This window comes from Micromonospora vulcania, assembly GCF_042658605.1.
Classification (GTDB): Bacteria; Actinomycetota; Actinomycetes; order Mycobacteriales; family Micromonosporaceae; genus Micromonospora; species Micromonospora vulcania.
This window is the reverse complement of the sequence record NZ_JBHSQS010000008.1, coordinates 23,954-50,837: the sequence shown is the minus strand read 5'-3', so window position 1 is coordinate 50,837 and position 26,884 is coordinate 23,954. Positions and strand designations below refer to the sequence as shown.

Annotated in this window: 25 protein-coding genes and 1 pseudogene; 15 read left to right on the top strand and 11 right to left on the bottom strand. The window is 72.9% G+C overall.

The window, feature by feature from the left end; genetic code table 11:
- Positions 1–13 precede the first annotated feature (13 nt).
- The 4 genes from ACFQGL_RS15140 to ACFQGL_RS15125 all read right to left on the bottom strand — a co-directional run bounded on the left by ACFQGL_RS15140 (position 14) and on the right by ACFQGL_RS15125 (position 4,038).
- Positions 14–424 (bottom strand): hypothetical protein, encoded by a 411-nt coding sequence (locus ACFQGL_RS15140; protein WP_377511807.1) that lies wholly within the window; start codon positions 422–424, stop codon positions 14–16.
- A 145-nt stretch (positions 425–569) separates the two neighbouring features.
- On the bottom strand, positions 570–1,997 hold the full coding sequence (locus tag ACFQGL_RS15135) for an ATP-binding protein (protein WP_377511805.1): 1,428 nt from the start codon (positions 1,995–1,997) through the stop codon (positions 570–572).
- Between the two features lie 95 nt (positions 1,998–2,092).
- The gene (locus tag ACFQGL_RS15130) at positions 2,093–2,809 is read right to left on the bottom strand and encodes a response regulator (protein ID WP_377512525.1); all 717 of its coding nucleotides are present in this window, start codon (positions 2,807–2,809) and stop codon (positions 2,093–2,095) included.
- The gene (locus ACFQGL_RS15125) at positions 2,788–4,038 is read right to left on the bottom strand and encodes a sensor histidine kinase (RefSeq protein WP_377511802.1); all 1,251 of its coding nucleotides are present in this window, start codon (positions 4,036–4,038) and stop codon (positions 2,788–2,790) included. The genes ACFQGL_RS15130 and ACFQGL_RS15125 overlap by 22 nt, the downstream gene beginning before the upstream one ends.
- A 132-nt stretch (positions 4,039–4,170) precedes the next feature.
- Here ACFQGL_RS15125 and ACFQGL_RS15120 point away from each other — a divergent pair, with 132 nt between their 5' ends.
- Genes ACFQGL_RS15120 through ACFQGL_RS15105 form a run of 4 tightly spaced genes read left to right on the top strand, consistent with a single transcriptional unit; the run spans position 4,171 to position 7,206 of the window.
- Complete coding sequence (locus tag ACFQGL_RS15120; protein ID WP_377511799.1) at positions 4,171–5,067, top strand: ABC transporter ATP-binding protein; 897 nt, start codon at positions 4,171–4,173, stop codon at positions 5,065–5,067.
- The gene (locus ACFQGL_RS15115; protein WP_377511797.1) at positions 5,064–5,861 is read left to right on the top strand and encodes an ABC-2 transporter permease; all 798 of its coding nucleotides are present in this window, start codon (positions 5,064–5,066) and stop codon (positions 5,859–5,861) included. The genes ACFQGL_RS15120 and ACFQGL_RS15115 overlap by 4 nt, the downstream gene beginning before the upstream one ends.
- Before the next feature lie 2 nt (positions 5,862–5,863).
- A complete protein-coding gene (locus ACFQGL_RS15110) occupies positions 5,864–6,613 on the top strand; it encodes a YqeB family protein (RefSeq protein WP_377511794.1) in 750 nt (249 codons plus the stop codon).
- 29 nt (positions 6,614–6,642) lie between these two features.
- The gene (locus ACFQGL_RS15105) at positions 6,643–7,206 is read left to right on the top strand and encodes an SOUL family heme-binding protein (protein WP_377511791.1); all 564 of its coding nucleotides are present in this window, start codon (positions 6,643–6,645) and stop codon (positions 7,204–7,206) included.
- A gap of 205 nt (positions 7,207–7,411) precedes the next feature.
- Here the strand turns inward: ACFQGL_RS15105 and ACFQGL_RS15100 are convergent, their stop codons facing one another.
- Positions 7,412–9,823, bottom strand: a complete 2,412-nt coding sequence (locus ACFQGL_RS15100) for an FtsX-like permease family protein (protein WP_377511788.1) — start codon at positions 9,821–9,823, stop codon at positions 7,412–7,414.
- Positions 9,817–10,587: an ABC transporter ATP-binding protein gene (locus ACFQGL_RS15095; protein WP_377511785.1), complete on the bottom strand. Its 771-nt coding sequence runs from the start codon at positions 10,585–10,587 to the stop codon at positions 9,817–9,819. Before ACFQGL_RS15095 ends, ACFQGL_RS15100 begins: the two co-directional genes overlap by 7 nt.
- A 169-nt stretch (positions 10,588–10,756) precedes the next feature.
- On the opposite strand from ACFQGL_RS15095, the gene ACFQGL_RS15090 reads away from it, so the two are divergent.
- The 3 genes and pseudogenes from ACFQGL_RS15090 to ACFQGL_RS15080 all read left to right on the top strand — a co-directional run bounded on the left by ACFQGL_RS15090 (position 10,757) and on the right by ACFQGL_RS15080 (position 13,424).
- A complete protein-coding gene (locus ACFQGL_RS15090; RefSeq protein ID WP_377511782.1) occupies positions 10,757–11,914 on the top strand; it encodes a sensor histidine kinase in 1,158 nt (385 codons plus the stop codon).
- Positions 11,911–12,555 (top strand): annotated as a pseudogene (locus ACFQGL_RS15085) (response regulator); the annotation flags it as partial. The gene ACFQGL_RS15090 and the pseudogene ACFQGL_RS15085, both read left to right, overlap by 4 nt.
- Before the next feature lie 329 nt (positions 12,556–12,884).
- Positions 12,885–13,424: a DUF1697 domain-containing protein gene (locus ACFQGL_RS15080; RefSeq protein ID WP_377511779.1), complete on the top strand. Its 540-nt coding sequence runs from the start codon at positions 12,885–12,887 to the stop codon at positions 13,422–13,424.
- Positions 13,425–13,453: 29 nt separating this feature from the next.
- Here ACFQGL_RS15080 and ACFQGL_RS15075 read toward each other — a convergent pair whose 3' ends face one another.
- Positions 13,454–14,437: an MBL fold metallo-hydrolase gene (locus ACFQGL_RS15075; protein ID WP_377511776.1), complete on the bottom strand. Its 984-nt coding sequence runs from the start codon at positions 14,435–14,437 to the stop codon at positions 13,454–13,456.
- A gap of 152 nt (positions 14,438–14,589) precedes the next feature.
- Entirely contained in the window at positions 14,590–15,504 is a 915-nt protein-coding gene (locus tag ACFQGL_RS15070; RefSeq protein ID WP_377511773.1) for a serine hydrolase, read from the bottom strand.
- 51 nt (positions 15,505–15,555) lie between these two features.
- Here ACFQGL_RS15070 and ACFQGL_RS15065 point away from each other — a divergent pair, with 51 nt between their 5' ends.
- The 3 genes from ACFQGL_RS15065 to ACFQGL_RS15055 all read left to right on the top strand — a co-directional run bounded on the left by ACFQGL_RS15065 (position 15,556) and on the right by ACFQGL_RS15055 (position 18,640).
- A complete protein-coding gene (locus tag ACFQGL_RS15065; protein WP_377511770.1) occupies positions 15,556–16,515 on the top strand; it encodes a LysR family transcriptional regulator in 960 nt (319 codons plus the stop codon).
- A 101-nt stretch (positions 16,516–16,616) separates the two neighbouring features.
- Positions 16,617–17,468 (top strand): aldo/keto reductase, encoded by an 852-nt coding sequence (locus ACFQGL_RS15060; RefSeq protein ID WP_377511768.1) that lies wholly within the window; start codon positions 16,617–16,619, stop codon positions 17,466–17,468.
- Positions 17,469–17,653: 185 nt separating this feature from the next.
- Positions 17,654–18,640 carry an aldo/keto reductase gene (locus tag ACFQGL_RS15055; RefSeq protein WP_377511765.1) on the top strand — a complete coding sequence of 329 codons (987 nt, stop codon included), beginning with the start codon at positions 17,654–17,656 and terminating at the stop codon, positions 18,638–18,640.
- Between the two features lie 27 nt (positions 18,641–18,667).
- Here ACFQGL_RS15055 and ACFQGL_RS15050 read toward each other — a convergent pair whose 3' ends face one another.
- On the bottom strand, positions 18,668–19,183 hold the full coding sequence (locus ACFQGL_RS15050; RefSeq protein WP_377511762.1) for a GNAT family N-acetyltransferase: 516 nt from the start codon (positions 19,181–19,183) through the stop codon (positions 18,668–18,670).
- 146 nt (positions 19,184–19,329) lie between these two features.
- Here ACFQGL_RS15050 and ACFQGL_RS15045 point away from each other — a divergent pair, with 146 nt between their 5' ends.
- The 3 genes from ACFQGL_RS15045 to ACFQGL_RS15035 are packed head-to-tail and all read left to right on the top strand — an operon-like array spanning position 19,330 to position 21,777.
- A complete protein-coding gene (locus tag ACFQGL_RS15045; protein WP_377511759.1) occupies positions 19,330–19,884 on the top strand; it encodes an NADPH-dependent FMN reductase in 555 nt (184 codons plus the stop codon).
- Positions 19,885–19,909: 25 nt separating this feature from the next.
- Complete coding sequence (locus tag ACFQGL_RS15040; protein WP_377511756.1) at positions 19,910–20,923, top strand: ATP-binding cassette domain-containing protein; 1,014 nt, start codon at positions 19,910–19,912, stop codon at positions 20,921–20,923.
- A complete protein-coding gene (locus ACFQGL_RS15035; protein WP_377511753.1) occupies positions 20,920–21,777 on the top strand; it encodes an ABC transporter permease in 858 nt (285 codons plus the stop codon). Before ACFQGL_RS15040 ends, ACFQGL_RS15035 begins: the two co-directional genes overlap by 4 nt.
- A 62-nt stretch (positions 21,778–21,839) precedes the next feature.
- Here the strand turns inward: ACFQGL_RS15035 and ACFQGL_RS15030 are convergent, their stop codons facing one another.
- Complete coding sequence (locus ACFQGL_RS15030) at positions 21,840–25,208, bottom strand: ATP-binding protein (RefSeq protein ID WP_377511750.1); 3,369 nt, start codon at positions 25,206–25,208, stop codon at positions 21,840–21,842.
- Positions 25,209–25,360: 152 nt separating this feature from the next.
- Here ACFQGL_RS15030 and ACFQGL_RS15025 point away from each other — a divergent pair, with 152 nt between their 5' ends.
- Together ACFQGL_RS15025 and ACFQGL_RS15020 are read left to right on the top strand one after the other, a co-directional pair.
- Positions 25,361–25,810, top strand: coding sequence for a helix-turn-helix domain-containing protein (locus ACFQGL_RS15025; protein ID WP_377511747.1), 450 nt, complete (start codon positions 25,361–25,363; stop codon positions 25,808–25,810).
- Positions 25,803–26,171: a DUF4180 domain-containing protein gene (locus tag ACFQGL_RS15020; protein ID WP_377511744.1), complete on the top strand. Its 369-nt coding sequence runs from the start codon at positions 25,803–25,805 to the stop codon at positions 26,169–26,171. The genes ACFQGL_RS15025 and ACFQGL_RS15020 overlap by 8 nt, the downstream gene beginning before the upstream one ends.
- Before the next feature lie 4 nt (positions 26,172–26,175).
- On the opposite strand, the gene ACFQGL_RS15015 is transcribed toward ACFQGL_RS15020, so the two are convergent.
- Complete coding sequence (locus ACFQGL_RS15015; RefSeq protein ID WP_377511741.1) at positions 26,176–26,790, bottom strand: 8-oxoguanine DNA glycosylase OGG fold protein; 615 nt, start codon at positions 26,788–26,790, stop codon at positions 26,176–26,178.
- Positions 26,791–26,884 lie beyond the last annotated feature (94 nt).

The window sequence follows — 26,884 nt, the reverse complement described above, 5'->3', positions numbered from 1 at the left end:
CGTGCGGCGCCGCTCAGCTCGCCCGGGGCCAGCGCGGCGCGGTGACGGGGGGAGTCACCGGCCGGCCGGGAGCGGTGGGCCGTACGCCGGGCGGAGTGACCCGCGCGGCCTGGTGCCGGGCCGGCAGGCCACCGGTACGCGCGGCCTGCGCCGGATAGCCGGCGGGGCGCGCGGGCGACGGCCCGGTCGCGGTGAACGGGAAGGGTACGTGCACGAACGGATTGCCGTGCCGGATCAACGCCTCGATCTGTCGTTCGTTGAGCCCGTGTGTCTCCAGCACCCGCCGTCCCCAGCGGTGCAGGCGGCACGGGTAGGAGGCCCCGTCGTTGCGGCACAGCGGCCCGGTGGGCCACTCCTCGGCGGTGTGCACGACCACCGCCCGGACCGCGAGCCGGACGTCCTCGGGGGTCAGCGGTGCCGGCATTGGCACCTCACCCAGTACCTGATCGATGGGATCCGTCGACTGCTCACCAACTCGCACGGCAGGCCTCCCGCAGCTCGGCAGCGATACGGCGGACCCGCCGTACCGACATCCTCGGGCATTGGTACGGCTGACATCGGACGAAAGTTCAATCCCGGTACGCGGTAAGAAGATCCTCCGGTGACACCACTCGTACCCCGTCGACAGCGGCAGCTCCGCTGCGAGAGACGGCCAGAACTGGCACTGTCTCGTCGGCACCCGGCAACTGGGAGCGGTGCAGGAGCAGTCGGCCCAGATCATGCGCGTCGAAGGGCCGCTTCTCCTGCCACTTGATCGACCCGACGAAAGTGATGCGGCGGGCCACCGGCCCACGATCAGCGCCAACCACGTCGATCTCCGGGTCGTTGGTCCGGGTCCAGTAGCCGCCGATGACTGCCGCCTCCGCCGGCAGATGACCGGCGGGCAGCCGGCGCAGCGCCTCCCGGACGACGGGTTCGATCACCCGCCCTCGCCAGGACGCCCACGAACCGACGATTCGGCCCAGAGTCAGATCGCCCCGGCCCCGCTCGATCTCGGACAGGTGGGGTGCCAGGAACGACAGCCAGAAGCGCAGATACGGATCGGCCACCGCGTACCGGGTCTCCCGGGACGGCTTCGTGGACAGCGGAACCGTGTCCTCCACCGCCCGCTTCTGGATCAGCAGGCGCAGGGCCCGGCTCAGCGACGCCTGCGGAAGGTCCCCGGCGGCACGGGCGATCAGCGAATAGGTCCGCTCTCCGGAGCCGATCGCCCGCAGCACCAGACCCGCCTGGGACTGGGGCGGGAACTCGGCCGCCAGTGCCCGTTCACCGCTGACCAGCAGGGCCGAGGTCGGGTCCCGGACGGCGTCGGCCAGATACTCGTGCACCGATGCGCCGGTTGGCCACTCGTCGAGGATCAACGGCAGGCCGCCGGACACCAGGTAGGCGTCGAACGCGTCGGCGGCGGACAGATCGAGCATGTCGCGGACGTCGGCCGGGCTCAGCGCAGGGATGACCATCTCGGTGGCTCGCTGGTGGAACGGCCGGCCGTAGTCGTTCAGAGCCTCCATCATCGCCAGATCCGAGCCGACACAGATCAACAGGACCGGACGCCGGGACAGTTCCCGGTCGAAGATCTTCTGCAGCGTTCCCTCGAAGCCCGGATCGCTCGCGATGAGGTACGGCATCTCGTCCAGGACGACGACACTCGGCCGATCGGTCGGCAACGCGGTGGCGAGCAGGGTGAGCGCCGCGTCCCAGGTCCGTGGTTGCTGTTCCCGCAGCAGTTGTGCCCCCGGCAGCGTGGAGCTGGTCGCCGCCTCGACGAACAGCGCGAGATCGGCCGCCACGGTTGGCTGTGCCGAGGCGGTGAAGAAGAGGTACGGGACCTCCGCTCGCTCGACGAACTCCTCGACGAGCCGGGACTTGCCGACCCGGCGCCGGCCGCGCATGAGGAGAGCCCGACCGGGCCGACCCGCCCGCCCACCGCGTTTCACCCTGGCGAGCATGGCGTTCAGCAGGGCCAGCTCACGGTCCCGCCCCACGAAGCCGTCCACACCATCACCCCTGATGCTTCCAAATTTGGAACCCTCATCGTTGAGTGTATCAACGGCACCGCTCCGGTGCGGCTGGCGAGCCGGCGGAGCTCGGCTCAGACCAGGCCGGCGTCGTGCACCAGCAGGGCCACCTGGACCCGGTTGTTGAGGTCGAGCCGGGTGAGCAGCCGGGAGACGTACGCCTTCACGGTCGCCACGCTCATGAACAACTCCCCCGCGATCTCCGCGTTGGTCTGGCCCCGGCCCAGCGCGACCGCCACCTGTCGCTCCCGCTCGCTGAGCCCGGTGAGCAGCCGCAGTGCCCGCTCCCGGCGCGGGTCCGGGCCGATCGGGGCCGGAGCGGCGGCGGTCACGTGGGCGATCAGCGTACGGGTCACCGTCGGGGAGAGCGTCGCCTCGCCGGCCGCCACCCGGCGTACCGCGTGCACGATGTCGGCCGGCGGGGTGTCCTTGAGCAGGAAACCGGCCGCACCGGCACGGAGCGCCCGCAGCACCTGCTCGTCGGCGTCGAAGGTGGTCAGCACCAGCACCTCGGGCGGGTGCGGCTGGGCACGCAGCGCCTCGGTGGCGGCCAGCCCGTCGACCCGGGGCATCCGGATGTCCATCAGCACCACGTCCGGGGCGTACGCGGCGACCGCCGCCGGCACCTCACCGCCGTCGGCGGCCTCGCCCACCACGGTCAGGTCCGGCAGGCCGCCGAGGATCATCGAGAGCCCCGCGCGCACCAGAGCGTCGTCGTCCACGATCAGTACCCGCACCGGCGGCGAGCCGGCTGCGCTGGACGGCCCGCTCACGCCGGCCACGGGAGCCAGGCGGCGAGCCGGAAGTCGCCCGCGTCGTCCCGGCCGTACGCGAGTCGGCCACCAGCCAGGGTGACCCGCTCGGTGATGCCGACCAGCCCGGTGCCGGCACCCGGCAGCCCGCCTCCGGCGGGGGTGCCCACCGGCCACCGGTTGCGGATCGCCACGGTCAGCCCGGTGCCCGGCCCGCCGGCCACGTCCACGGTGACCGCCGCGCCGGACGCGTGCTTACGGGCGTTGGTCAGGCCCTCCTGCACGATCCGGTACGCGGCCCGGCCCAGCCCCGCCGGCACGTCCCCCGGCGCGACGACGGTGTCGGTGACGTTCACCCGCACCCCGGCCGCCCGCGACTCGGCGATCAGGGCGGGCAGGTCGCCGAGCGTCGGCTGCGGGGGTTCCGGAGCATCGCCGTCGCCCTCGGCCCGGAGCACCCCGATCACCTCGCGCAGGTCCTGCAGGGCGGCGTGTGCGCTGCCCCGGATCACCCCGGCGGCCCGGGCCACCTCGTCCGACGGGGCGTCCGGACGGAACTCCAGCGCGCCGGCGTGCAGGCTGAGCAGCGAGATCCGGTGGGCCAGCACGTCATGCATCTCCCGGGCGATCCGGGTGCGCTCAAGGTGGCGGGCCTGGGCGACACGCAACTGCTGCTCCGCCTCGGCCCGCTCGGCCCGCTCGCGCAGCGACACGATCAACTGCCGGCGGGCCCGGACGAACATGCCCCAGGCCAGCACGGCGAGGGTGATCACCACACCCCACGCCACGGTGGCCCAGTACGGCCAGTTCGGGTCCGGGCGGGTCCAACTGAAGACCAGGTTGGTGACCAGTCCAGCGCCGGTCACCGCGATCGCGACGGCGGTGCGCCGGTGCACCACCACGGTGAAGTAGAGGATCAACAACGGGACGGCCGCGGCCATCGAGAACAGGTTCAGCGGCAGGGTGGCCACCGCCAGCCCGAGCGGCCACCGTCGGCGCAGCCAGAGCAGCCCGCAGCAGACCAGCCCGAGCAGCGCATCCGCGCCCACCATCCAGTCGTGCGGCAGCGGAATCGCCGCTTCCGGGGCGGGCGACAGGGCGTCCGCGGTGGCGAAGAGCACCCAGAGCAGGGAGATCAGGAACGCCAGGACGTCGACCGCCCAGTCCCGGGTGGTGCGGCGGTGCCGCCGGGTCGCCTCCGGAATGACCGCGTCGGCCAGCGCCCCGGGCAGCAGCCAGGGGTGTTCCGGCACGGCGAGGCTGGTCATCTCGCAATGCTAGGCAGCCGGACGCCGCCGCGACCAGCTACCAAAGTCGAGACCCGGGAATCGACCAAGGTCGGCTCGCCGCCGACCGGTGGCCGCAGCGGATGGCCGGGCGGCGCGGGCAGGCTCGACCACATGATCACCGTGGAGAACCTCACCAAGCGATACGGGCCACACCCGGCCGTGGACGACGTGTCGTTCCACTGCGCGCCCGGCACCGTCACCGGCTTCCTCGGCCCGAACGGCGCCGGCAAGTCCACCACCATGCGGATGATCTGCGGACTCACCGCGCCGACCGCCGGCCGTGCCACCGTCTCCGGGCGGCCGTACCGGGAGCTGCCCAACCCGGGGCGGGAGGTCGGGGTACTGCTGGACGCCTCCGCCCAGCACGCCGGGCGGACCGGCCGCGAGGCGTTGACGCTGTCCGCGTACACCATGGGTTTGGATCGCCGGGAGGTCGCCGCGAAGCTCGACCTGGTCGGGTTGAACGCCGTGGCCGCCAAGCGGCGGGTACGGGCGTACTCGTTGGGTATGCGCCAGCGGCTCGGGCTGGCGCAGGCGCTGCTCGGCGACCCACGGGTGCTGATCCTCGACGAGCCGGCGAACGGCCTGGACCCGGAGGGGATCTTCTGGATGCGTGGCCTGCTGCGTGACTTCGCCGACCGGGGCGGCACCGTGCTGCTCTCCTCCCACCTGCTGCGCGAGGTGGAGGCGGTCGCGGACCGGCTGGTGGTGATCGGGGGCGGCCGGATCGTGGCCCAGGGCGACAAGGCCGAGTTGCTCGCCGGTGGCGGCACGCTGGTCCGGGCGCGTGACAACGCTGCGCTGCGCCGGGCGCTGGACGCGGCCGACCTGACCGCCACCGACGCCACCGACGGCCTGCTCGTGCAGGCCGACGCCGAGATCGTCGGCCAGGCCGCCGCCGATGCCGGCGTCGCGTTGGCCGAGCTGCGCCCCGCCGGCAGCGGTGGCCTGGAACAGCTCTTCCTCACCCTTACCGCCGGCGAGTCCACCAAGGAGGCCGTCCGATGACCACCACCACCGCGCCCGCCGCCGGCGCCGTCGAGCACCGGCAGCCCTCCCCGGTACGCCGCCCGTCGCTGGCCCGGCTCACCGTCGTGGAGTTGCGCAAGCTCGTCGACACGCGGGCCGGACGCTGGCTGCTGATCACCATCGGCCTGATCGCCGCGGTGGTCGCTACCCTCCAGTTGATCTACGCGGAGGACGCCGACCAGACGTTCGCCAACTTCTTCGTCCCCTCGCTGCTGCCGGTGGGGGTGCTGCTGCCGGTGCTCGGCATCCTCTCGATCACCAGCGAGTGGTCCCAGCGCACCGCCCTCAGCACGTACGCCCTGGTGCCCCGCCGGGAACGGGTGGTGGCGGCGAAGCTGATCGCGGTGATGCTGACCGCGCTCGCCTCGGTGCTGGCCAGCCTCATCGTGGCCGCCGCCGGGACGGCGCTGGCGTCCGCCACCGGCGGCGCGGGCACCTGGCATTTCGAGGCGTCGCTGATCTTCAACGCGGTGATCCTCCAGGTCACCAGCGTGTTGATGGGTGCCGCGTTCGGCCTGTTGCTGCTCAACCCGCCGCTGGCCATCGTCGGCTATCTGCTGCTGCCCACCATCTGGGGCGTGCTGGGCGAGATGGTCCGGCCACTGCACGGCCCGGCCGGCTGGCTGGACACCAGCAAGACGATGGAACCGCTGTTCAGCAGCGACACCATCACCGGCGAGCAGTGGGGCCGGATGGTCGTGTCCCTGCTGGCCTGGATGGTCCTCCCGCTGGCCGCCGGCCTGCTCCGGACGCTGCGTCGGGAGGTGTCCTGACCGTGGACGCCGCCGGCTACCGCCCGCACACCCGGGTCAGTGGTGGCCCGGTCGACCTGGTGGTCCTGTGGGGTGGCTTCCCGCTGCTCGGCGCCGGTGCCGGTTGGCTGGTCGCGACGGCGACGAGCTGGCTCGCCGGGCTGCCCTGGGTGCCCTTCTCGAACCTGATCGAGTGGCTGGACGGTCTGCCGGAGCCACAGGCCACCGCCGGGACGATCGCGGTGGGCGTACTGGCCGGCCTGGTCGTCGCCGGGATCGGCACCGCCGAACGGCTGGTCGTCACGGTCGACGCGACGCAGGTCCGGCTGCGCCGCGAGGGCAAGGACCAGAACGTCGACCGGATACCGACACGGGTGGTGTTCGTCGACCACGGTCACCTCGTACTGCTCGACTCCGACGGTGCCGAACTGGCCCGGGAGAAGTCGGATCTGCCGGCCGCCGAACTGGCGGCGGCGTTCCGCACGCACGGCTGGCCCTGGGCGGACGAGGACCCGCACCGATCCGCGTACCGGCTCTGGGTGCCCGACCTTCCCGGGCTGCCGGCCGGGGCGGACGCCCTGCTGCGGGTCCGCGAGCGGGCGATCCGGCGGAACCGCGGCGAGGACGCCCGGGAGCTACGCCGAGAGCTGGGCCGGATCGGGGTGGTGCTGCGCGACGAGGGCAAACGGCAGTACTGGCGGCTGAACGGGCGGGCGGTCACCCCGGGGCCGGAGGAGTCGACTTCGGCCGAGCGGTGGCCGGACGGGCGGTAGCGTCACTCCCAGGAGACCCTGGGAGCGCGATGACTGAGCGGCAGCCGTACCGGGTGGTGGCCCGACACCCCGGCTTCGAGCTGCGCCGGTACCCGGCCCACCTGGTGGCCGAGGTACACGTACAGGCGTCGTTCACCCGCGCGCCGATCGAGGCGTTCCGGCCACTCGCCGCGTACATCGGGGGCTCCAACCGGGCCCGGCACCCGGTCGGAGCCACCACGACGGCGACACGGGAGGCCACCGGCGCGGAGAAGATCGCGATGACCGCGCCGGTGCTCCAGATCGAGGGCGAGCGCCCCGGCGCGTACCTGATCCAGTTCGTCATGCCGACCAGCTGCACGGCCACCACGCTGCCCGAGCCGACGGACCCACGGGTACGCATCCGCGAGATACCAGCCCAGCTCGCGGCGGCAATGCGCTTCTCCGGCCGCTGGACCGAGAAGGCGTTCGGTGAACGAGCCACCATGCTCGGCCGCGCCGTAACCGCCGCCGGCCTACAACCCACCGGCGCAATCCGCTACGCCCGCTACAACCCCCCATGGAAGCCCTGGTTCCTCCGCCGCAACGAGGTAGTCCTCCCGGTAGTGGAGTAACCCCACGCCACTCCCTCCCCGCGCCCCGCCCGCACCCGCCGCGCCCTGCGCGCTGCGCGCGCCCTTCCCGCGTCGATCTAGGGAATATCGTCGTCAGTTGATCTCCAACCACGACGATATTCCCTAGATCGACGGGCGGGGGGCGACGCGCGGGCGGCGCGGCGCGGGGCGCGGGGCGGGCGCGGGGCGGGCGTGGGGTGGCTTGCTAGTGGGCGGGGCGGTGGCGTAGCGACCGCCACGTTGGCAGCACGCTCGCCGTGACCGCGAGCAGCAGGCAGAGGCCCACGACGCCACCGACCACGGGCCACGGCACGATCAGGTCCACCGGGGCGCCGACCTGCTCGGCGAGGCCCGCGCGGATGCTCAGCAGGCCGACGAACGCGACGGCACCGCCGAGTACCGCGCCGATCAGCACCACCAGGGCGGATTCGGCCGTGACCAGCCAGACGACCTGTCGCCGGGTCGCCCCGGCCAGCCGGATCAGTCGCAGGTCGGCGGCCCGGCCGGTGGCGGCGAGCAGCAGCGTGTTGGCAACCGCGATGGCCCCGTAACCGGCCGACACTCCGATCAGCAGCAGCGTGCACAGCCAGACGAGGCGGTCCTCGGCGTGGTCCGCCTCGGCCGCCCAGGCCGAGACGTCGATGACCCGCGCCCCGACCGGCGGGGCGACCCGGTCCCGGACGTACACGGCGGAGGTCAACGCCGACGGATCGTGCGCCCGCACGACGGCCCGGGGCAGGAGCAGGTCACCGGGGAGCGAGTCGTTGGTGACCACGGCGACCACGCGCAGCGGTACAAGCTCCCCGTCGGCGAAGACCACCGGGTACGGCTGCGCCGGCAGCCCGGTCCCGGACACCGCCGAGGCGGTGAGCACCACCGTGTTGGCATCGCGCAGGTCGTCGAGCGAGCCGGTGACGACGGTGAGCACCCGGTTCGCCGCAGCGAACGCCGCCGGGTCGACACCGAGGGCGATCAGCGGCCGTACCGCTGCCGTGCCGGGATCGGTGCCGAACACCGTGGTCGGCAGGAGGGCGGCACCGGGCGCCGCTTCGACGGCCCGATCGGTCAGGCCGGGTGCCCCATCGGGTACGACCACCCAGCCGGCGTTCACGTTGTCCGCTCGACCCACCGCGTACGCCTCCGTGGTGGTGCGCACCATCCCGGACACCAGCACCGCGAAGGCGACCGTCAGCAGGACCGGTGCGGCCGTCGACGCGGTCCGCCGGGTGGCGGTCGACGCCCCGGCCCGGACCAGCAGCCCGACCGCGCCGCCGCGCCCCCGAACCGGTGGACGCAGCAGGCGCACCACCGGCCCGACGACCACCGGTGCGAGCACGGTGGCACCGGCGACCAGGGCCATCACGGCGTAGAGGGCGTACGTGGCGCCGTCCCGGGCGTCGTCGGAGGTCGCGGTGGCGACGCTCAGAGCGGTCCCGGCGGCGACGAGGAGCACCCCGGTGCCGAGGCGTAGCCGTCCGATCGGTCGCTGCTCCACCGCCGCCGCACGCAACGCCTCCAGGGGCCGGACCCGTGCCGCCTGCCGCGATGCCGACCAGACGGCCAGTAGCGCGATCACCGGCCCGGCGGCGAGCGAGACCGCGACCGGCCAGCCGGCGTAGCGGACCCGGAAGGTCGCCGGCTCGAAGCCGACGTCGACCAGCAGTCGGCCCAGCAGCGGGGCGAGCGCCGCGCCAACCAGCAGTCCGGCGAGTCCGGCTGCGGCGCCGACGGCGAGCGCCTGCGCGTACACCATCCGGCGCACCTGGCGAGGGGTCGCGCCCACGGCGCGCAGGAGGCCCAACTCGCGCCGGCGCTGCGCCACGGTGAACGCGAACGTCGAGGCAACCACGAAGATCGTCACGAAGCCGGCGAGGGCAGCCGTTGCGGTGAGCACCTGCATGCCGATCCAGCGGGTACGGGCGTCGACCCGGGGCTCCAGCGCGCCGCGATCGTCGCCGGTGAGCACCCGCCCGTCTCCGCCGACGACGCCGCGGGCCGCTGCGGCGACTCGCTCAGGATCGGCGTCCGGCGCGAGGAGCAGACCGATGGCCCGGACGCCGGGCGCGAGCGCGGCGGCGACCTCGTCCGCGACGTGCACACCCGGGGCGTCGACCAGGCCGGTGACCGTGTACGACTCCGGACCGGCGGCGGTCAGCAGAGTGACCGACGCACCCGGGGACAGCCCGAGCGCGCGGTCGACGACCACCTCACCGACGCGCCGCGGCGGCCCGCCGGCCGTCAGCCGCAGGCCGCCCAGCCGGGCGCTGGACCAGCCGTGCCCCTGGTGGGCGTCCTCTCGCTGGCCGTCGGCGGCCCAGGGCCGGCCGTCGATGAGTGGCTGGGCGTAGAAGGTCCGGTCCGGCACCGCTGCGGCGATGCCGGGCAGGGCGGCCAGCCGGCCGGCGAACTGCGTCGCCACGATGCTGGACCAGGGCCGGGTCGGCTGGAACGAGTCCGACGCGCCCACCTCGGGGCTCTGCACCACGACCGCCGCCTGCGCGAGCCGATCCGGCACCTGCGGGCGGCCGGAGGCGAGCAGGAGTGTCGCCGCCGCGAGCAGCGCGACCCCGACGGCGACCGCCACGAACGCGCCCGCGTACCGCCGCGCGGTCAGCACGACCGCTCCGCGGGCTGCGGCGATCCACCGGCCGGGGCCAGCCCCGGCTCGGCGACAAGAGCGGCGACGGCGGCGGTGATGCCGCCGGTCAATTCGTCCGCGAGACGGCCGTCGGCGAGCAGCAGGACCCGATCGGCGTACGCCGCGGCGGTGGGATCGTGGGTGACCATCACGACCGTCTGCCCGTGGTCGTCGACGAGCGTCCGCAGCAACCGGAGGACCTGCCGGGACGTGCCGCTGTCCAGCGCGCCGGTCGGCTCGTCGGCGAAGACCACCGCCGGCCTGGTGATCAGCGCCCGAGCCAGGGCGACCCGTTGCTGCTCGCCGCCGGAGAGTTCGCTCGGCCGGTGCCGGGCCCGCCCGGCCAGGCCGACGGCGGCCAGTGCGGCGGTGACCTCGCGTGCCGGCGGGCGACGGCCGGCGAGACGCAGCGGCAGCTCGACGTTCTGCGCCGCGGTCAGAGTGGACACCAGGTTGAACGCCTGGAACACGAAGCCGATCCGGTCCCGCCGCAGCCGGGTCAGGTCGTCCTCCCCCAGCTCGTCGAGCCGGGTGCCGTCGACGGTGACGGTCCCCTCGGTCGGGCGGTCCAGGCCTGCCGCGCAGTGCAGCAGTGTCGACTTCCCGGAGCCCGAGGGGCCCATCACCGCCGTGAACGTACCGCTCCCGAAGCTGGTGGTGACGCCGTCGAGCGCGGTCACCCGTCGGCTCCCCGTGCCGTACACCGCGCGAAGCCCGGTCAAAATCACCGTCTGTGTGGTCATGACCGTCACCGTGCCGGTTGCGGGGGTTACCGCGCGTCGGACCGGAGCCGGCACTTCGTGGTCGTCCTCCGGGCCGAACCGACGGCCCTCGAACGCTGGCCGGTCATCCTCGGGGATGACGCCCCACAGGTGGACGCGGCCATCAGGGCCGACCGATACCGTTTGTCGGGTGACCGCTCTCCTGTTGACCCGGCGGCTACGACCAGTGGATCTGTACGTCCTGGACGCCGTGCTGGCCGTGGTGGTCGGCGGGATGCTCTGCGCGTACGCGGCACTGGAGTCACCCCTGCACGGGGGCGTACGCGAACCGGTCTGGGTGTCCGTGCTCGTCGGTCTGGCCATCGGGCTCCCGCTGGCCCTGCGGCGACGGTGGCCGACCACGGTCGCCATCGTGATCAGTTGCATCACCAGCGCGACACTGGTCACCGGGGTGATCCCCAACTTCGCTGCCGCCGCGCCGGCCTTCGCCATCGGGCTCTCCTTTTACACGGTGGCCGTGTCGACGCCCGCGCGTCGGTCGGTGGTCTGCGCCGCCGGTTGTCTCACGCTGGTCAGCGTCGGGCTGGTGCTGACGGCCGGCGATCTGTGGTCGCGGACCGGCGCGGTCGGCTACGGGGCCGTCATGATCGCGCCCGCCTGGCTGATCGGCTGGCTGATCCGGGAGCGACGTGCGCTCGCCGCCCGGCAGGGTGAGCATCTGATCCGTCAGGCCGCCACCGAGGAACGGCTGCGGGTGGCCCGCGAGCTGCACGACGTGGTGGCACACACGTTGAGCCTCATCGTCGTGAAGGCGGCCGTCGCCAACCACGTCGCCGAGGCCGACCCGCGCGAGGCCGGTGCCGCGTTGCGGGTCATCGAGGAGACCGGTCGTACGGCACTGACCGACATCCGTCGGGTGCTCGGCGTGCTGCGCGAGGACGCCGCGTACGCGCCGGCACCCGGACTGGACGAACTGCCCGGGCTCGCCGAGCGGGCGGCCATCGGCGGCGTCGACGTCCAGCTCGACGTCCGACGGGAGGAACCGGTCGGCCCGGTGCCGGAGTCGGTGGGCATGGCGGCGTACCGGATCGTGCAGGAGGCGGTGACCAACGTCGTGAAGCACGCGGCGCCGGCCGCCTGTTGGGCGACGGTGACCGTGACGCCCGGCGAGGTACGGGTGGAGGTGACCGACGACGGCCGGCGCGGTGTGCTGGCCCTCGGGGAGGGGCACGGGCTGACCGGTATGCGGGAGCGGGTGGCGTTGCACGGCGGGGAGTTCCGCGCGGGCCCGCGCGACGGCGGTGGGTTCGCCGTGACGGCCCGACTGCCCTACCAGGTGATCGCGTGATCCGGGTACTCATCGCCGACGACCAGGCGCTGCTGCGCGGCAGCTTCCGCCTGCTGGTCGACCTGACCCCGGACTGCACCACCATCGGCGAGGCGGGCACCGGTGTGGAGGCCATCGCGCTGACCGCCCGGCACCAACCGGACGTGGTGCTGATGGACGTACGGATGCCGGAGATGGACGGCATCGAGGCGACCCGACGGATCTGCGCCGACCCGGCGACGGCGGGCACCCGGGTACTCATTCTGACCACGTTCGACCTCGACGAGTACGTCTACGGTGCGCTCCGCGCCGGAGCCAGCGGATTCCTGCTCAAGGACACCCCGCCAGCGGAGCTGCTGGCCGGCATACGGGTGGTGGCCGCCGGAGATGGACTGCTGGCACCGACGGTGACCCGCCGGCTGATCGACGAGTTCGCCCGGCGACCGGAGCCGACCCGGCCGCTGCCGCGACGGCTGGACGGGGTGACCGATCGGGAACGGGAGGTGCTCGCGCTGATCGCCCGGGGATTGTCCAATGCGGAGCTGGCTGCGCACCTCAGTGTCAGTCTGGCCACGGTCAAGACGCACGTCGGGCGGCTGCTGACCAAGCTGGCGGTCCGCGACCGGGCACAACTCGTGATCGTCGCCTACGAGACAGGACTAGCCGGCACAGCACCACCCCAACCAAACGCTCGAGGCACAGCGCCGCCCCAACCTGACGCTCGAGGCGCAGCGCCGCCCCGACCTGACGCTCCCGGCACCCGCGCCGCCCCGACCAAACACTCGATCTAGGGAAAATCGTCGCCAATTGATCTCCAACCACGACGATAATCCCTAGATCGGCGGGGCAGGGCGGGGCAGGGCGGGGCGGGGCTCGGCGGGGCAGGGCTCGGCGGGGCTCGGCGGGGCAGGGCGGGGCGAGGCGGGGCAGGGCGGGGCGAGGCGGGGCGGGGCAGAGCGGGGCGGGGCGAGGCGGAGAGGGAGGGGACTGTATGGGGCGGTATGTTGCTTTGTTGCGTGGGGTTAACGTGGGGAAGGTCCGGCTTGCGATGGCGGATCTGCGGCGGGTGGTTGGCGACCTGGGGCACGAGGACGTCAAGACGTACCTGCAGAGCGGGAACGTCGTGTTCGGCAGCAGCGTGCGGGACGCCGAGAAGCTGGCCTCCGGGATCGAGAAGGCGCTCACCGACGAACTCAAACTGACCGTGCCGGTGCTGGTGCGCAGTGCTCGGGAGTTGGCGGCGGTGGCCGGTGGCAACCCGTACGCCGAGCGGGAGGATGACCCGACGAGGCTGCTGGTGGGGTTCCTGCGTACCGCGCCGACGAAAACGGCGGTGGCCGGGCTGAGCGTGCCGGGCGGCGAGAACGTGGCGTTCACGGTCTCCGGGCGGGAGCTCTACCTGCACTACCCCGAGGGCGGCTACGGGCGGACGAAGTTCACCAACGCGTACGTGGAGAAAAAGCTCGACGTGGTGGGCACCACCCGCAACTGGAAGTCGGTGCGTAGCCTCGCGGAGCTGGCCGCCGCCTGAGCCGACAGCGGCCGGCCCGCCAGTGCCGGTCAGAAGTGGTACGCGGTGCCGTACTCGGGCACCAGCACCCGGCTGCGCGGCGAGATCCGGCGTACCTCGGCGATCATGTTGTCCAGCCGGATGCGGTCGTTCGGGGCGACCGTCGGCGGGTTCTCCAACGTGGTCTCGAAGTTGTCCCAGTGCACCGGCACGACGACCTTCGGGTAGTCCAGGCCCTTGAGCAGCCGGGGCAGGTAGTCGCCGGTGGTGGTGGCGCTCTGCAGGGCCACCATGGCCACGTCGGGCGCCAGGCCGGTGAGGTTCCGCTGTGCGACGTCACTGGCCCCGGTGAAGTAGACCGACGGGCCGCCGTCGATCCGCAGCAGGTAGCCCAGCGTGTCGCCCTCCGGCAGGTCGGCGATGGTCGCCGGCAGCGCCGGCTTGGTCACCCGCACCCCGGGAAAGGCCAGGGAGTACGAGGGGTTGCGGCTGTGCAGCGAGCCGACCACCTCGACGGAGTGGTCGCCGAAGTCCAGCACCTCGCCACCCTTGACCGGGCTGAGCTGCGTCGACGGCACCCCGTAGGCCAACCCCAGGTGGTACGCGGTCAGCGTGCCGAACACCCGCGCCCCGGTGCGCCCGGCGATGTACGGCACGTCCATGAAGTGGTCCCAGTGCGTGTGCGTGACCAGCACCGTCATGGCCCGGTCGACGTGCGCGTCGATCACGTCGGGGCGGACGGTCAACGGGGTGGCCGGGTTGAACGGTCCGGTGAACAACCCGGTGTCGATCCGGCTCAGGAACGGGTCGACCAGCACCGTCCGGTCGCCGATGTCGACTCGCCAGCCGGCCGTACCCCACCAGCGGAAACTCACGGCGCCGCTACGGCGGGTGGTCGGCGCGGCGGCCGCGGCGTTGGTCGACGGCGCGGCCTGGGCCGGGGCGGCGGAGGTGGCGGCGAGGCCACCGGCCGAGACCAGGGCGGTGGTGGCGGCGGCGTCGCGCAGGAAGCGACGGCGGTCGAGACTGGGCATGCGGATGTGCTCCCCGTGGTCGGGCGAAAGGACGGTACGAGCCAACCAGCGCCCGACGGCCCGAGTCCAAGATCCAACGCCGCCGGCTCCGATTAGCCCGCGCATATCGGGCCAGGTCAGCGGTGGTGTGTCCGCGGCTCGGGCGGCGGAAATCAGTCGCCGCGCAGGGCCTCGACGGCCGTCCGGGCGGCGTGCCCCAGCGCCAGGTCCACGTCGATCCGGCGTGGGGCGAGCCGGTCGGCCCGGCCGAAGACGGCGATGGCGTACCGGCCGCCGTCGGGATACTCGGCGACCCCCGCCTCCAGGTGCAGCCCGGGCAGCGTGCCGGTCTTGCCGGCCACCCGCACGCCGGGCGGGAAGCCGGCGGCCAGCCGGGTCCAGAAGATCTGCCGGGCCATCCAGGTGCGGACCATCGCGCAGGCCTCGGCCGGGCCGGCCTCGTCCCGCCAGATCAGGGCGAGCAGCCGGGTGATCTCCCGGGCGGTGCTCGAGGTGGTGCGCGACGGGTCGAACACCCGCATGGCCCAGACCCGCTCCGCCGGCAGCGTGGGAAAGATCCGAGCAAATTCGGCTTCGGTACGCGCACCCACGTCGTCGAGCATCGCCTCGACGAGGTCCCGGGGGCCGCCACGGATCTGGGTACGGGTCAACCCCAGCTCGACCGCGAGCATCGGCAGCAGGTCCGGGCCGACCCGGCGCAGCAGCAGGTCGGCGGCGGTGTTGTCGCTGACCGACATGGCGAAGTACGCCAGGTCACGCAACGACACCTCGGCGTCGTCGGTGCAGCCGGCCAGCCCCCACCCGCCAAGCCGGTCGTCGGCGGTGACCAGGATCCGCTCGGTCGGGTCCAGCTGGCCGGCGACGACCTGCCGGGCGAACTCCAGCACCAGCAGGATCTTGAAGATCGAAGCGATCACCACCTGCTCGTCGGCCCGCACGTCGACCTCCCGGACACCGCCGCCCGAGCTGCCGACGTCCAGGTCGACGGCGTCCAGGTCGACCACGTGCAGGCTGGCGGTCAACCCGACGCCGGCGAAGATCTCCTCGATGCGCTCCCCCACGTCCACACCGGCACGGTATCCAGCGCTGCCGTCCCGGCGTTGGCGTAGGGTCCGGCCGTGGACCTGCTCCGACACCTGCGGCACTTCGTGGTGGTCGCGCACGAGCTGCACTTCGGGCGGGCCGCGGAGCTGCTCGGGATGGCCCAGCCGCCGCTGAGTCAGTCGATCCAGCGGCTGGAGCGGGAGCTGACGGTCGAGCTGTTCGACCGGTCCCGCCGTCAGGTGGCGCTCACCACCGGCGGTGAGCTGCTGCTCGGTGAGGCCGAGGAGTTGCTGGCCGGCGAGGGTCGGCTGCGCAATCTGATGGGGCAGGTCCGGGTGGGCGCGCTGGGCGTACTGCGGGCCGGGGTGCCGCCGGAGACCCCCGCGGTGACGCTGCGGGCACTGCTGGATGCGCTCACCGACCGGGCACCCGGGCTGGACGTGGAGCTGCACGAGCTGACCAGCGGCGAGCAGGTGCGGATGCTCACCGAGCGGAGCCTGGACGTGGGGCTGGTGCACCACCCGGTGGCGACGGAGGGGCTGCGCTTCGGCGCCCCGGTCGACGTACCCCTGGGGGTTCTGCTGCCGCGCACCTCGCCGCTGGCGCGCGGCCGGGAGGTGGGGCTCGCGGCGCTGGCCGGTCTGGATCTGGTGGCCGCGCCCCGGGCCACCGCGCCGGGCTGGCACGACCACCTGTTGGCGGTGTGCGGGCGGCACGGCTACCGGCCGGCGCGGGTCCGGCCGGCGCGCAACCCGGAGTTCCTCTTCGGCCTGGTGCTGGCGGGCGGCGCGGTGGCCGTGGAGCCGGCGACGGTGGCCCGTCGGGAGCCCCGGATCGCCTGGCGGCCGATCGTCGACACGCCGTTGGCCAAGCGCACCTCGGCGGCCTGGCCGGACCGGTCGGCGCATCCGGCCGCACCGATGTTCGGGCAGCTCGCCGCCGAGGTGCTGGCCGGTGTCGAGCCCGCGCTGGCCGGTACGCCGTCGACGCTGGCCGAGCGGCCCTGGCCGGTGCTGTTCGACACGACCGGGTGATCGGATCGGCGTTGCGTTCGTCACCCCGGATCGGGCGGTGTTTCGACCGTTCGCTCGGGTATGGATGACATTGGCAGACGAAGACGCGCGAAGGAGCCGCAGTGGGTAACACGATTCCCGACATCAGCCTGAACGACGGCACCACGATTCCGCAGCTCGGCTTCGGGGTGTTCCAGATCGAGCCGAAGGACACCGCCAAGGCGGTGACCACGGCGTTCGAGGCCGGCTACCGGCACATCGACACCGCCGAGATGTACGGCAACGAGGCCGAGGTGGGCGAGGCCGTGCGGGTGTCCGGCCTCGACCGGGGCTCGGTCTACGTGACCAGCAAGTTGAGCAACGCCTTCCACCGCCCGGACGACGCCCGCAGGGCGTTCGACTCGACGCTGTCCGCGTTGAAGATGGACTACATCGACCTGTTCCTGATCCACTGGCCGCTGCCGACCCTGTACGACGGTGACTTCGTCTCCACCTGGAAGGTGTTCGAGGAGTTCCAGCGGGACGGCCGGGCCCGTTCGATCGGCGTGTCGAACTTCCAGGTGGCGCACCTGGAGCGGCTGGCCGCCGAGGCGGACGTGGTGCCGGCGGTGAACCAGATCGAGGCGCACCCGTACTTCACCAACGACGAGGCACGCGCCTACGGTCGCGCGCACAACATCCTCACCGAGGCGTGGTCGCCGATCGCGCAGGGCAAGGTGCTGACCGACCCGACGGTGACCGACATCGCCGAGCAGCTCGGCCGGACGCCGGCGCAGGTGGTGCTCCGCTGGCACGTGCAGCGCGGCGACATCATCTTCCCGAAGTCGACCACCCCGAAGCGGATCGAGGAGAACACCCGAATCTTCGACTTCCAGCTGGACGACGCGGCCATGGAGCGGCTCACCGGCCTGGACAAGGGCGAGGCCGGTCGGCAGGGGCCGAACCCCGACACGTTCGACTACCTCCCGAGCTGACCCGAGCCCGCCGTCCGGCGGGTCAGGTCCCCGTGAGCGCTATACCTCAGAGTCATATTTATGCCTCTGAGGTATAGCGCTCATTCGCGTCAACGGCCGGGCGCAGCGCTTGACCTCGAGTGCGCTCCAGCCGGCAGGGTGGCCTGCGGGCGCCCCACCGGTAGGGGCGCACGAGAGGAGATCCCATGCGGTACCGCACGATCGGCACCGACCCGGCGACCCGGCGCGAGGTCAGCGTGCTCAGCCTCGGCGCGATGCTCTTCGGCAGCGCCACCGACGAGGCCACCTCGTACGCGATCCTCGACCGGTACGTCGAGGCCGGCGGCACCTTCATCGACACCTCGGACAACTACGCCTTCTGGGTAAACGGCGGTCAGGGCGGGCAGAGCGAGGAACTGCTCGGCCGGTGGCGGCGCAGCCGGGGCGTCGGGGCGGAGATCGTCATCGCCACCAAGCTGGGCGCCCGCCCACTGGCCCCGGGGACCAGCTACCTGGACAACCCCGAGGGTCTGTCGGCGAAGGTGATCCGTGAGTCGGCCGAGCGCAGCCGGGAGCGGCTCGGTGTGGAGCGACTGGACCTGCTCTACGCGCACATCGAGGACCGCACGGTGCCGCTGGCGGAGACCGTGGCGGGCTTCGCCGAACTGGTCGCCGAGGGGACGGTTGGCCTGCTGGGGGCGAGCAACCACCGGGCCTGGCGGGTGGAGCGGGCCCGCGCGCTGGCCGCCGCGGCTGGCCTGCCGGGGTACGAGGTGCTCCAGTACCACCGCAGCTACCTGCCGAACCGCACCGACCTGGCCAGCGAACTGGACCCGGACGGTGAGCCCGGCGGTGTCGGTGGCGACCTGCTCAGCTATCTGCGTGCCGAGCCCGAGCTGACCTTGGTCGCGTACTCGCCGCTGCTCAAGGGCTCCTTCACCCGGGCGGACAAGCCGCTCAGCCCGGCGTACGACCTGCCGAGCGCACCACGTCGGCTGGCCGCACTGCGCGAGGTGGCCGGCCAGACCGACGCGACGGTCAACCAGGTGGTGCTCGCCTGGCTGCTGGGCGGCGAGCTGCCGTCGATCCCGCTGGTGGGCGCGTCCTCGGTGGCTCAACTCGACGAGAGCCTGGCCGCCGTGGACCTGGAGTTGACCGACGAGCAGCGGCAGCGCCTCGACACCACCTGGTGACCGTGCGACCCTCGGGCCGCCCCGCCGTCAGCCCTCGGCCGGCGGGGCGGTCAGGTCGAACTGCCAGTCGTTGACGCGCATCATCCGGCCCGGTGGGTATTCGAAGCCGGTCTCGCCCAGCAGCGTGAAGCCGACCTTGCGGCAGACCGCGTTCGAGGCGGGATTGTCGACCGAGGGGTAGGCGTGCGCGTAGCGGTGGGTCCGCCGGGCGCGCGCCACGTCGATCGCCGCACGCACCGCGCCGCTGGCCAGCCCCTGCCCCCGGTACGCGGGCAGCACCGCCCAGCCCAGCTCGTACACCGACTGCTCGCGCCACTCGCGGGCCCAGTAGCCGACGCTGCCCACCCGCGCGCCGTCCGGCAGCACCAGGGCGAACATGCAGCCCTGCCCGGTGTCCGCGAAATGCACATATTTGTCGTGCCGGGCGAGCACCTGCTCGTCGGTCTCCGGGCCGCCGGTGTGCTGCCGGGTCTCCGGCGTGTTGAGCTGCCGCAGCAGGTCGAGGTCGTCCTCGTGCCACGGCTCGATGCGTACCTGTGCCATCCCGTCCCCTGTTCGTCGGCCCCAGTCAAGCCGATGGCACCGACATTTCGCCGCCGGATCGGCGGCCCGCTAGATCGGATCTAGCGGGCCCGCGGCCACCTCCTCGCGCCTACCGGGTGAAGACCGGCCGGCCGGAAGGGGGAACGATGTCACCGCTCAGGATCGCCGTGATCATCGGCAGCACCCGGGAGGGTCGGGCCGGTGACCGGGTCGCCCGCTGGTTCGTCGACCAGGCCGAGCGGCACGACGACCTGGCGGTGACGGTCGTTGACCTCACCGAGTACGAGTTCCCGGCCAGTTATCCCGCCGAACCGACCGCGTCCATCAAGGCGTTCGTCCGGGAGGTGGGCCAGGCGGACGCGTTCGTCGTGGTCACCCCCGAGTACAACCACAGCTTCCCGGCGGCGTTGAAACAGGCGATCGACTACGCGTACGACGAGTGGCAGGCCAAGCCGGTCGGCTTCGTGTCGTACGGCTGCCGGTCCACCGGCCTGCACGCGGTCGACCAACTGCGCACGGTGTTCACCGCGCTGCACGCGATGACGGTGCGCGACCACGTCGGGATCGACCTGCTCGGCGGCGAGCCGACACCGCTGTGCACCGACGAGCTGCGCCGGGACACCCGCGTCCTGCTCGACCAGCTCCGCTGGTGGGGGCTGGCGCTGCGCGACGGTCGCGCCGCCCGGCCCTACGTCTCCTGAACACGATTGAGAGAGGTCAAGAATCATGAGTAGACGCACCACCGGCCTGGCCATCGAGGCCGAGGGGCTGACCCGCTCGTTCGGGGAGACCCGCGCGCTGGCCGGCATCGACCTGCAGGTGCCCGCCGGCACCGTCTACGGCCTGCTCGGCCCCAACGGGGCTGGCAAGACCACGGCGGTCCGGGTGCTCGCCACGCTGCTGCGGCCGGACGGCGGCACGGCCCGGGTCTTCGGGCACGACGTGGTCACCGAGGCCGACAAGGTCCGCGCCCGGGTCAGCCTCACCGGCCAGTACGCCTCGGTCGACGAGGACCTGACCGGTACGGAGAATCTGGTGCTCCTCGCCCGACTGCTCGGCCTGCGCAAAGCGGCCGCCCGGGAGCGCGCGGCGGCCCTGCTCGCCGCGTTCGGCCTGACCGAGGCGAGCGACCGGCAGGTGAAGAAGTACTCGGGCGGGATGCGGCGGCGCATCGACATCGCCGCGAGCATCCTGAACACGCCCGACCTGCTCTTCCTGGACGAGCCGACGACGGGCCTCGACCCGCGCAGCCGCAACCAGGTGTGGGAGATCATCCGGGCGGTGGTGTCACACGGCACGACGGTGCTGCTGACCACTCAGTATCTGGACGAGGCCGACCAGCTCGCCGGGCGGATCGCGGTCGTCGACAACGGCCGGGTGATCGCGGAGGGCACCCCGGGCGAGCTGAAGTCGTCGGTCGGCTCCGGCACCGTGCACCTGCGACTGCGCGACCCCGGGCAGCGGTCCGAGGCCGAGCAGGTGCTCCGCAAGGCGCTGGACGTGCCGATCCAGCTCGACGCCGATCCGGTGGCATTGACCGCCCGGGTCGGCGAGGCCGGCAGCGACCTCGACGCGAGCGCGCAGGCCGCCCGCGCGCTCGGCGACCTGGCCCGCGCCGGCATCGTCGTCGACGACTTCTCCCTCGGTCAGCCCAGCCTGGACGAGGTCTTCCTGGCCCTGACCGATCACCCCGCAGTGCCGGCCGACGAGCGGGACGAGCAGCTGGAGGCAGCCCGATGAGCAGCGCCACCACCACCACGACCGAACGGGCGCCGTCCGTCTACGTCCCGTCCGCCCAGGCACTGGCGACCGTGCTCGCGCCCGGTGCCCGACCGCCCCGACCGAGCGCGTTGGGCGCGTCGCTCACCTTCGGCTGGCGGGCCCTGCTGAAGATCAAGCACGTGCCGGAGCAGCTCTTCGACGTGACCGCGTTCCCGATCATCATGGTGCTGATGTTCACGTACCTGTTCGGCGGCGCCCTCGCCGACAGTCCCCGTGACTACCTGCAGTTCTTCCTGCCCGGCATCATGGTGACCAGCGTCGTGATGATCACCATGTACACGGGTATCGGCCTCAACACCGACATCGAGAAGGGCATCTTCGACCGCTTCCGGACGCTGCCCGTGTGGCGGCCGGCCGCCCTGGTCGGCATGATCTTCGGTGACGTGCTGCGGTACATCCTCGCCGCCCTGGTGATCCTGGGTGTCGGGCTGGCGCTCGGGTTCCGACCCGACGGCGGGGTGGCCGGGGTGGCCGCCGGAATCGGGCTGCTGGTGGTCTTCTCGTTCGCGTTCTCCTGGGTCTGGACCTTCTTCGGGTTGATCCTGCGCAGCGAGAAGTCGGTGATGGGGGTCAGCATGATGGTGCTGTTCCCGCTGACCTTCCTGAGCAACGTCTTCGTCGAGCCGAGCACGATGCCCGGCTGGCTCCAGGCCTTCGTGAACGTCAACCCGGTGACGCAGCTGGTGGCCGCGGTACGCGCGGTGATGTCCGGCGGGTCGGACCCGTCCAGCACCATGTGGCTGCTGGTGTGGAGCATCGGGTTCGTGGTCGTCTTCGGCACGCTGACCATGTACCGGTACAACCGCCGCTGATCCCGCCCGACGCGGACGCCGCCACCGACGTGGCGGCGTCCGCGCGACCGGCCGAGGTGGGCTCAGAGCCGCCAGGGCAACGGCTCGGGCGGCAGGTAACGGCAGGTGCTGCCGGTCGAGACGGACTCGCGGAGGTGGCGCGCGAGCGCGGGCTGCCGGTCGTCGAGCTTGCGCAATGTGTCGCGGATCCGGGCGGTCACCGTCTTGCGGGCACGCTCGGCCTCGTCGCCCAGCCGACGACTCCGCCCGGCCAGGCCCGCCGCGGCCCGTAGCTCGTCGAGTAGCGCGCCGCGCTCGGCGTCCAGCGCCGCGACCTTCCGATCGTCGTCGCGCGCGGCGGCCCGGTCGATCTCCTCGTCGAGGCGTGCCAGGTGTCGTCGGTAGCGGGCCTTCGCCTCGTCGTCGAGGACCGGGTCGCCACCCATCCGGCGGGCGGCGACCAGCTCCGGGCCGGCGGCCGGATCGAGCAACTCCACCGCAGGCACGTCGGTGCCCGGCCGGCTCAGCAGCAGGTGCAGGTCGTGCAGCCCCTTGGCATCGGGCAGGTGCACCACCGCACCGGCGTAGGTGAGTTGCCAGACCGGCCCGTCGCGCCTGAACTCGTACCCCTGGATCGGCTCGGCGGCCGGCATCACCTGGCGTGGCGCATCGGCCTGGCCCGGCTCGACGGGCTGGCCTCCCACCTGGCCTGCGCCGGCGGCCTGGGCCGAACCGGCGGCCCGGCCGGCCCCAGCGGCCCGGCCTGCGCTGCCGGCCCGGCCTCCGCTGCCGGCCTGGCCTGCGTCGGCAACCTGGCCGGCGTCGGCGGGAGTTGAGGCGGCCAGCCGGTCGAGGACCTGTGTCATGCCGAGGGCGGTGGCCTCGCGGGTGGTGGCAGCGCGGAGGTCGGCCAGCGTCGCGGCGTCGCCCGGGTGACCCCGACCGGCCAGGGCGTTCGCCAGCCCGGCACGGGCGATGACGGCCCAGGGCCGGGACCCCATCCGCTCGGCCGAGTCGCGGGCCGCCGCGAAGCCGGCGATGGCGTCGTCCCAGTGCTCCTGCGCGGCGTCCAGCACCGCCAACCAGTGGTCGACGGGGCCGCTGATGTCGCAGCCGAAGAGCCCGACCGTCCACTGCCCACGGTGCGGGGCCAACGCCGCCCGCGCGTCGGCGCAGCGTTGCGGGTCGCGGGAGGCCGCCGCGGCCTGCGCGCGCAACCGCAGCCAGAGCGGCGACACCGGACGGGGGTACGTGACGCCGGCGGCCTCGATGCCGGCGGTCAGCCGGACGGCCGTCTCGTCGTCGCCGCGCTCGGCCGCGGTGATCGCCCGCAGCAACTCCCGGTAGGGATAGTCGGTCGGGGCCAGCGCGTCCAACAGGGTGTCGATCTCGGCGAACCGGCCCTGCAACAGCAGCCGGGACCAGCGCAGGTGATGACCCATGAACGCGAACTCGGCGTGGCCCGGGTCGGCGATGTCGGTGAGCACGACGAACAGCTCGTCGGCCTCGGCGAAGTCACCCCGGAACGCCGCGAGGATGCCCCCGTCGACCGCCGCCGCCATCCGGGGTCGGGCGAGGTCGCCCTGTCGACCCAGGGTGACGAAGGCGCTCGCCTCCTCGGCGTAACGGGGGTCGCCCAGCTCCAGCAGGGCCACCCAGCGCAGCGAGGTCGACCACAGCTCGGTCTCCCGGTCGCCGGAACGGCGGGCCACGTCCCGGATCTCGGCGGTGAGCGCCGCGCGGGCGGCTGCCGTGCCCAGCCCCCAGGTGGTGTCGTGGCGGGCCCAGAGGCTGAAGGTGAGCGCCTCGTCGTCCCGGCCACTGCGGGCGATCGACTCGGTGGCGGTGATCAGGTCGGTGGCCAGGGTGCCGACCGACGCGCTGCCGTCCGGCTCACCGATCAGCCGCCGGTACGCCTCCCGCACCAGCTCGGCCGCCTCGACCGAGCGCCGGGTCTCCACCTGGCGGGAGCGGTGCACGGTGAGCGCGACGCGGGCCAGCAGCACCGGGTCGTCGAGCGTACGGGCCAGGGTCGCGGCCTCGGCGAGCAGAAGCCCGACCTCCTCCCGACCGGCGTGGTGGTAGCGCACCTCGCCGTATTCGATGAGGATCCGTACCCGCTGCGCCTGGTCCTCGACGACCTCCAGCGCCCGGCGGAAGTGCACGCCCGCCTCGTCGATCGCCATTCGGGAGAACGCGTCCCGCCCGGCCGCGACCAGCAGCTCGGCGCCCCGGGCCCGGTCCAGGGCGGTGCCGGCCAACCAGGCGTGCCGGGCCAGGTCGGCCGGGATGAGCCGGTCGGTGAGCTCGTCCGGATCGACCGCCCGGACGACCGCCGCGTGCCGGGCCCGACGGTCCTCGTCGGTGAGCCCGTCGTAGAGCGTCTCCCGGACCAGGTCGTGGGCGAACGCGAACCGGCCGCCGCCACGCGCGACGACCAGCCGGGCGGTCACGGCCCGGTCGAGCAGCCGGTCGACCTGTGCCGCCGGGGCCGCCGCGCAGGCCGCCAGGACCTGGCGGTGGAACTCACGGCCCAGCACGGCGGCGACGGTGAGCGCCTCGACCACCGGTGCGGGCAGTTGGGCCAGGCGACGCCGCACCGCCTCCCGTACGCCGGGTGCGATCGTGCCCGTCGCGCCGTCGGCTCGCCACAGCCGGGCGGTCTGCTCGACGAAGAACGGGTTGCCGCCGGTACGCAAATGCACCTCGTCGGCCAGCTCGGCGTCCGGCTCCTGCCCGGCGGTCCGCGTCATCAGCGCGGCCACCTCGTCCCGGCTCAGGCCGGTGAGGGTGACCGTGGTCGCCTTGGCCACCAACGGCATCAGCAGGGGACGCAGCGGGTGCTCGCCCGACTCGACCTCGGCGTCACGGTAGGTGCCGATCAGCAGCAGCCGTTCGAACCAGGTGTGCTGGGCGGCGAACCCGAGCAGCCGCAGCGAAGCCGGATCGGCCCAGTGCAGGTCGTCGAGGATGACCACCACCGGCCGGTGTTGGGAGACCGCGACGAGGGCGGCGGTCACCGCGTCGTAGAGGGCGAACGCCTCCTGCTCGGCGTTGTCCTGGCCACTGTCGGCGGCCGTCCAGCCGTCGGTGCGGCCGGATGGCTCGCCGTCGGTGCCGGCCTCGCCGAGCAACGCCGCGAGGGCCGGCTCGGCGGCCTGCCGCGCCACCGCCCAGTCGTCGGCGGAGCGCCGCAGGCCGCGCAGCACCTGCACCCAGGGCCAGTAGCCCGGGGCGCTGTCGGAATCCCAGCAGGCGGCGCCGAGCACCAGCGCTCCGCGTCGCCGAGCCTCCCGCGCCGCCGCCGTGACCAGCGTCGTCTTGCCGATGCCCGGCTCGCCGGTGACCAGGACGAGGCCGCCGTGGCTGGTGGCGGCCCGGTCCAGCTCAGCGCGCAGCAGACCGGCCGGGTGATCCCGCCCGATGATGGCGTCGCCGAGCCGCGCGTCCATGGTTTCCAGACGGTACTGGAAGCGTCCGACACGAGCGGCGATTGTCCTGACGACAGCCAGGTCTGGGTGCGGGCTGCCCTTTGCGGCTGATGTCGTCGCCGACTCAACCCCACCGTTCCCTAAACTTCCCTATCGATCTAACATAGGGAACGATGACGAAGGAAATGTACTCGGTCGAGCAGGTTGCTGACCGGCTCGGGCTGCACGTGCGTACGGTGCGTGGCTACATCCGCTCCGGCCGACTGCGGGCGGTACGGATCGGCAAGCAGTACCGGATCGCGGCCGGCGACCTCGACGCGCTCACCGGGCAGACCCGGGCCGCCACCGCCACCGGGCCGGCGGAGGTGTCGAGCATCGTGCAGATCGACGGTGTCGACCGGGTCGCCGCCGACCGGCTCGGCACGCTCGTGCTGGCCAGCGCCAACAACGGCCACGACCCGGCCCATCCGCTGCGGGTGCAGACCGTGCACGACGAGGAACGGCACCGCATGAAGATCGTCATTTTGGGTGCTCCCGCGGCCACGGCCGAACTGCTGCACCTGCTCGACGCCGTACTCAACGCCGACAACGGCCTGTTCGACCGGGAGGTCCACGATGCCTGACGAGATCCAGCAGCGCGCCGGGGTGCCGGTGCTGGTCTGCGACCCGGCCGGGCCGTTGGTGGCCACCGAGCGGGACGCGTTGGACCTGATCGGCGCGGCCTTCGCTGGCGCCGAGGTGGTGGCCGTGCCGGTCGACCGGCTCGACGAACGATTCTTCGCGCTGGGCACCCGCTTCGCCGGCGACGTGATGCAGAAGTTCGTCAACTACCGGCTGCGGCTGGTCGTCGTCGGCGACATCTCGACGCAGGTCGCGGGCAGCTCGGCGCTGCGCGCCCTGGTGCACGAGTCGAACCGGGCCGAGCACATCTGGTTCGTGCCCGACCTCGACGCCCTCGACGACCGCCTGCGCGCCGCGTCGTAGTCACCTAACCGTCGCCGGCGACCGCCATCTCCACCGCGTCCGGTTCGATGTCCCTGACCTGGGCCTGCTCGGCCGCCCAGCGCAGATAGGCCAGCCACTCCTCGGACGACCACCCGTTCGGGCGAAGGACACCAGCGTCGGCGGGAAGATGGCTGGCCACGACACGGTCGAGAATCAGTGGCTGCACGCCGCACACCCCTCGTCGGTAGCCCACGAAGTAGAGGACCTTCGTGAACAGGCCCGGCCCCAACCAGGGCAGGCGAGCGTGGTTGGGGTCGCGGAAGCGCTGGTAGGCCGTGCGCAGCGAAGCCTCATCGGGCGCGGCCGCCGTCAGCTCTTCCAGGGCGTACGCCAGACGTTTGCCGTCCGGATCGGCGTCGAGTGACTTGGTGGTGCGCCACGGCCCGTACCCGATGGGGCCGTAACCCCAGACGAGCACGGCGGTCAGCAGTTGCCGCGCGCTCGCGGAACCGGCCCGGTAGGCGTCGGCCACCGCGAAGACGTCGCGCCGCCAGATCTCGCCGCCCGCCGGAAGGTTGTCGGGCCACGCGTCCGATGGCAGCCCCGCCCGCCACCGGTCCACGTTCACGCTGACCGCCTGCTCCCCCGGCATCTGCATCGTCGCCTCCTCGGATCGCGGAACAGCCCTGGGCCCGCGCGAATCTCCGTCGTCCGCACGCTACGGCCGGGCACGTCCCGCGCACTTCCTGAGA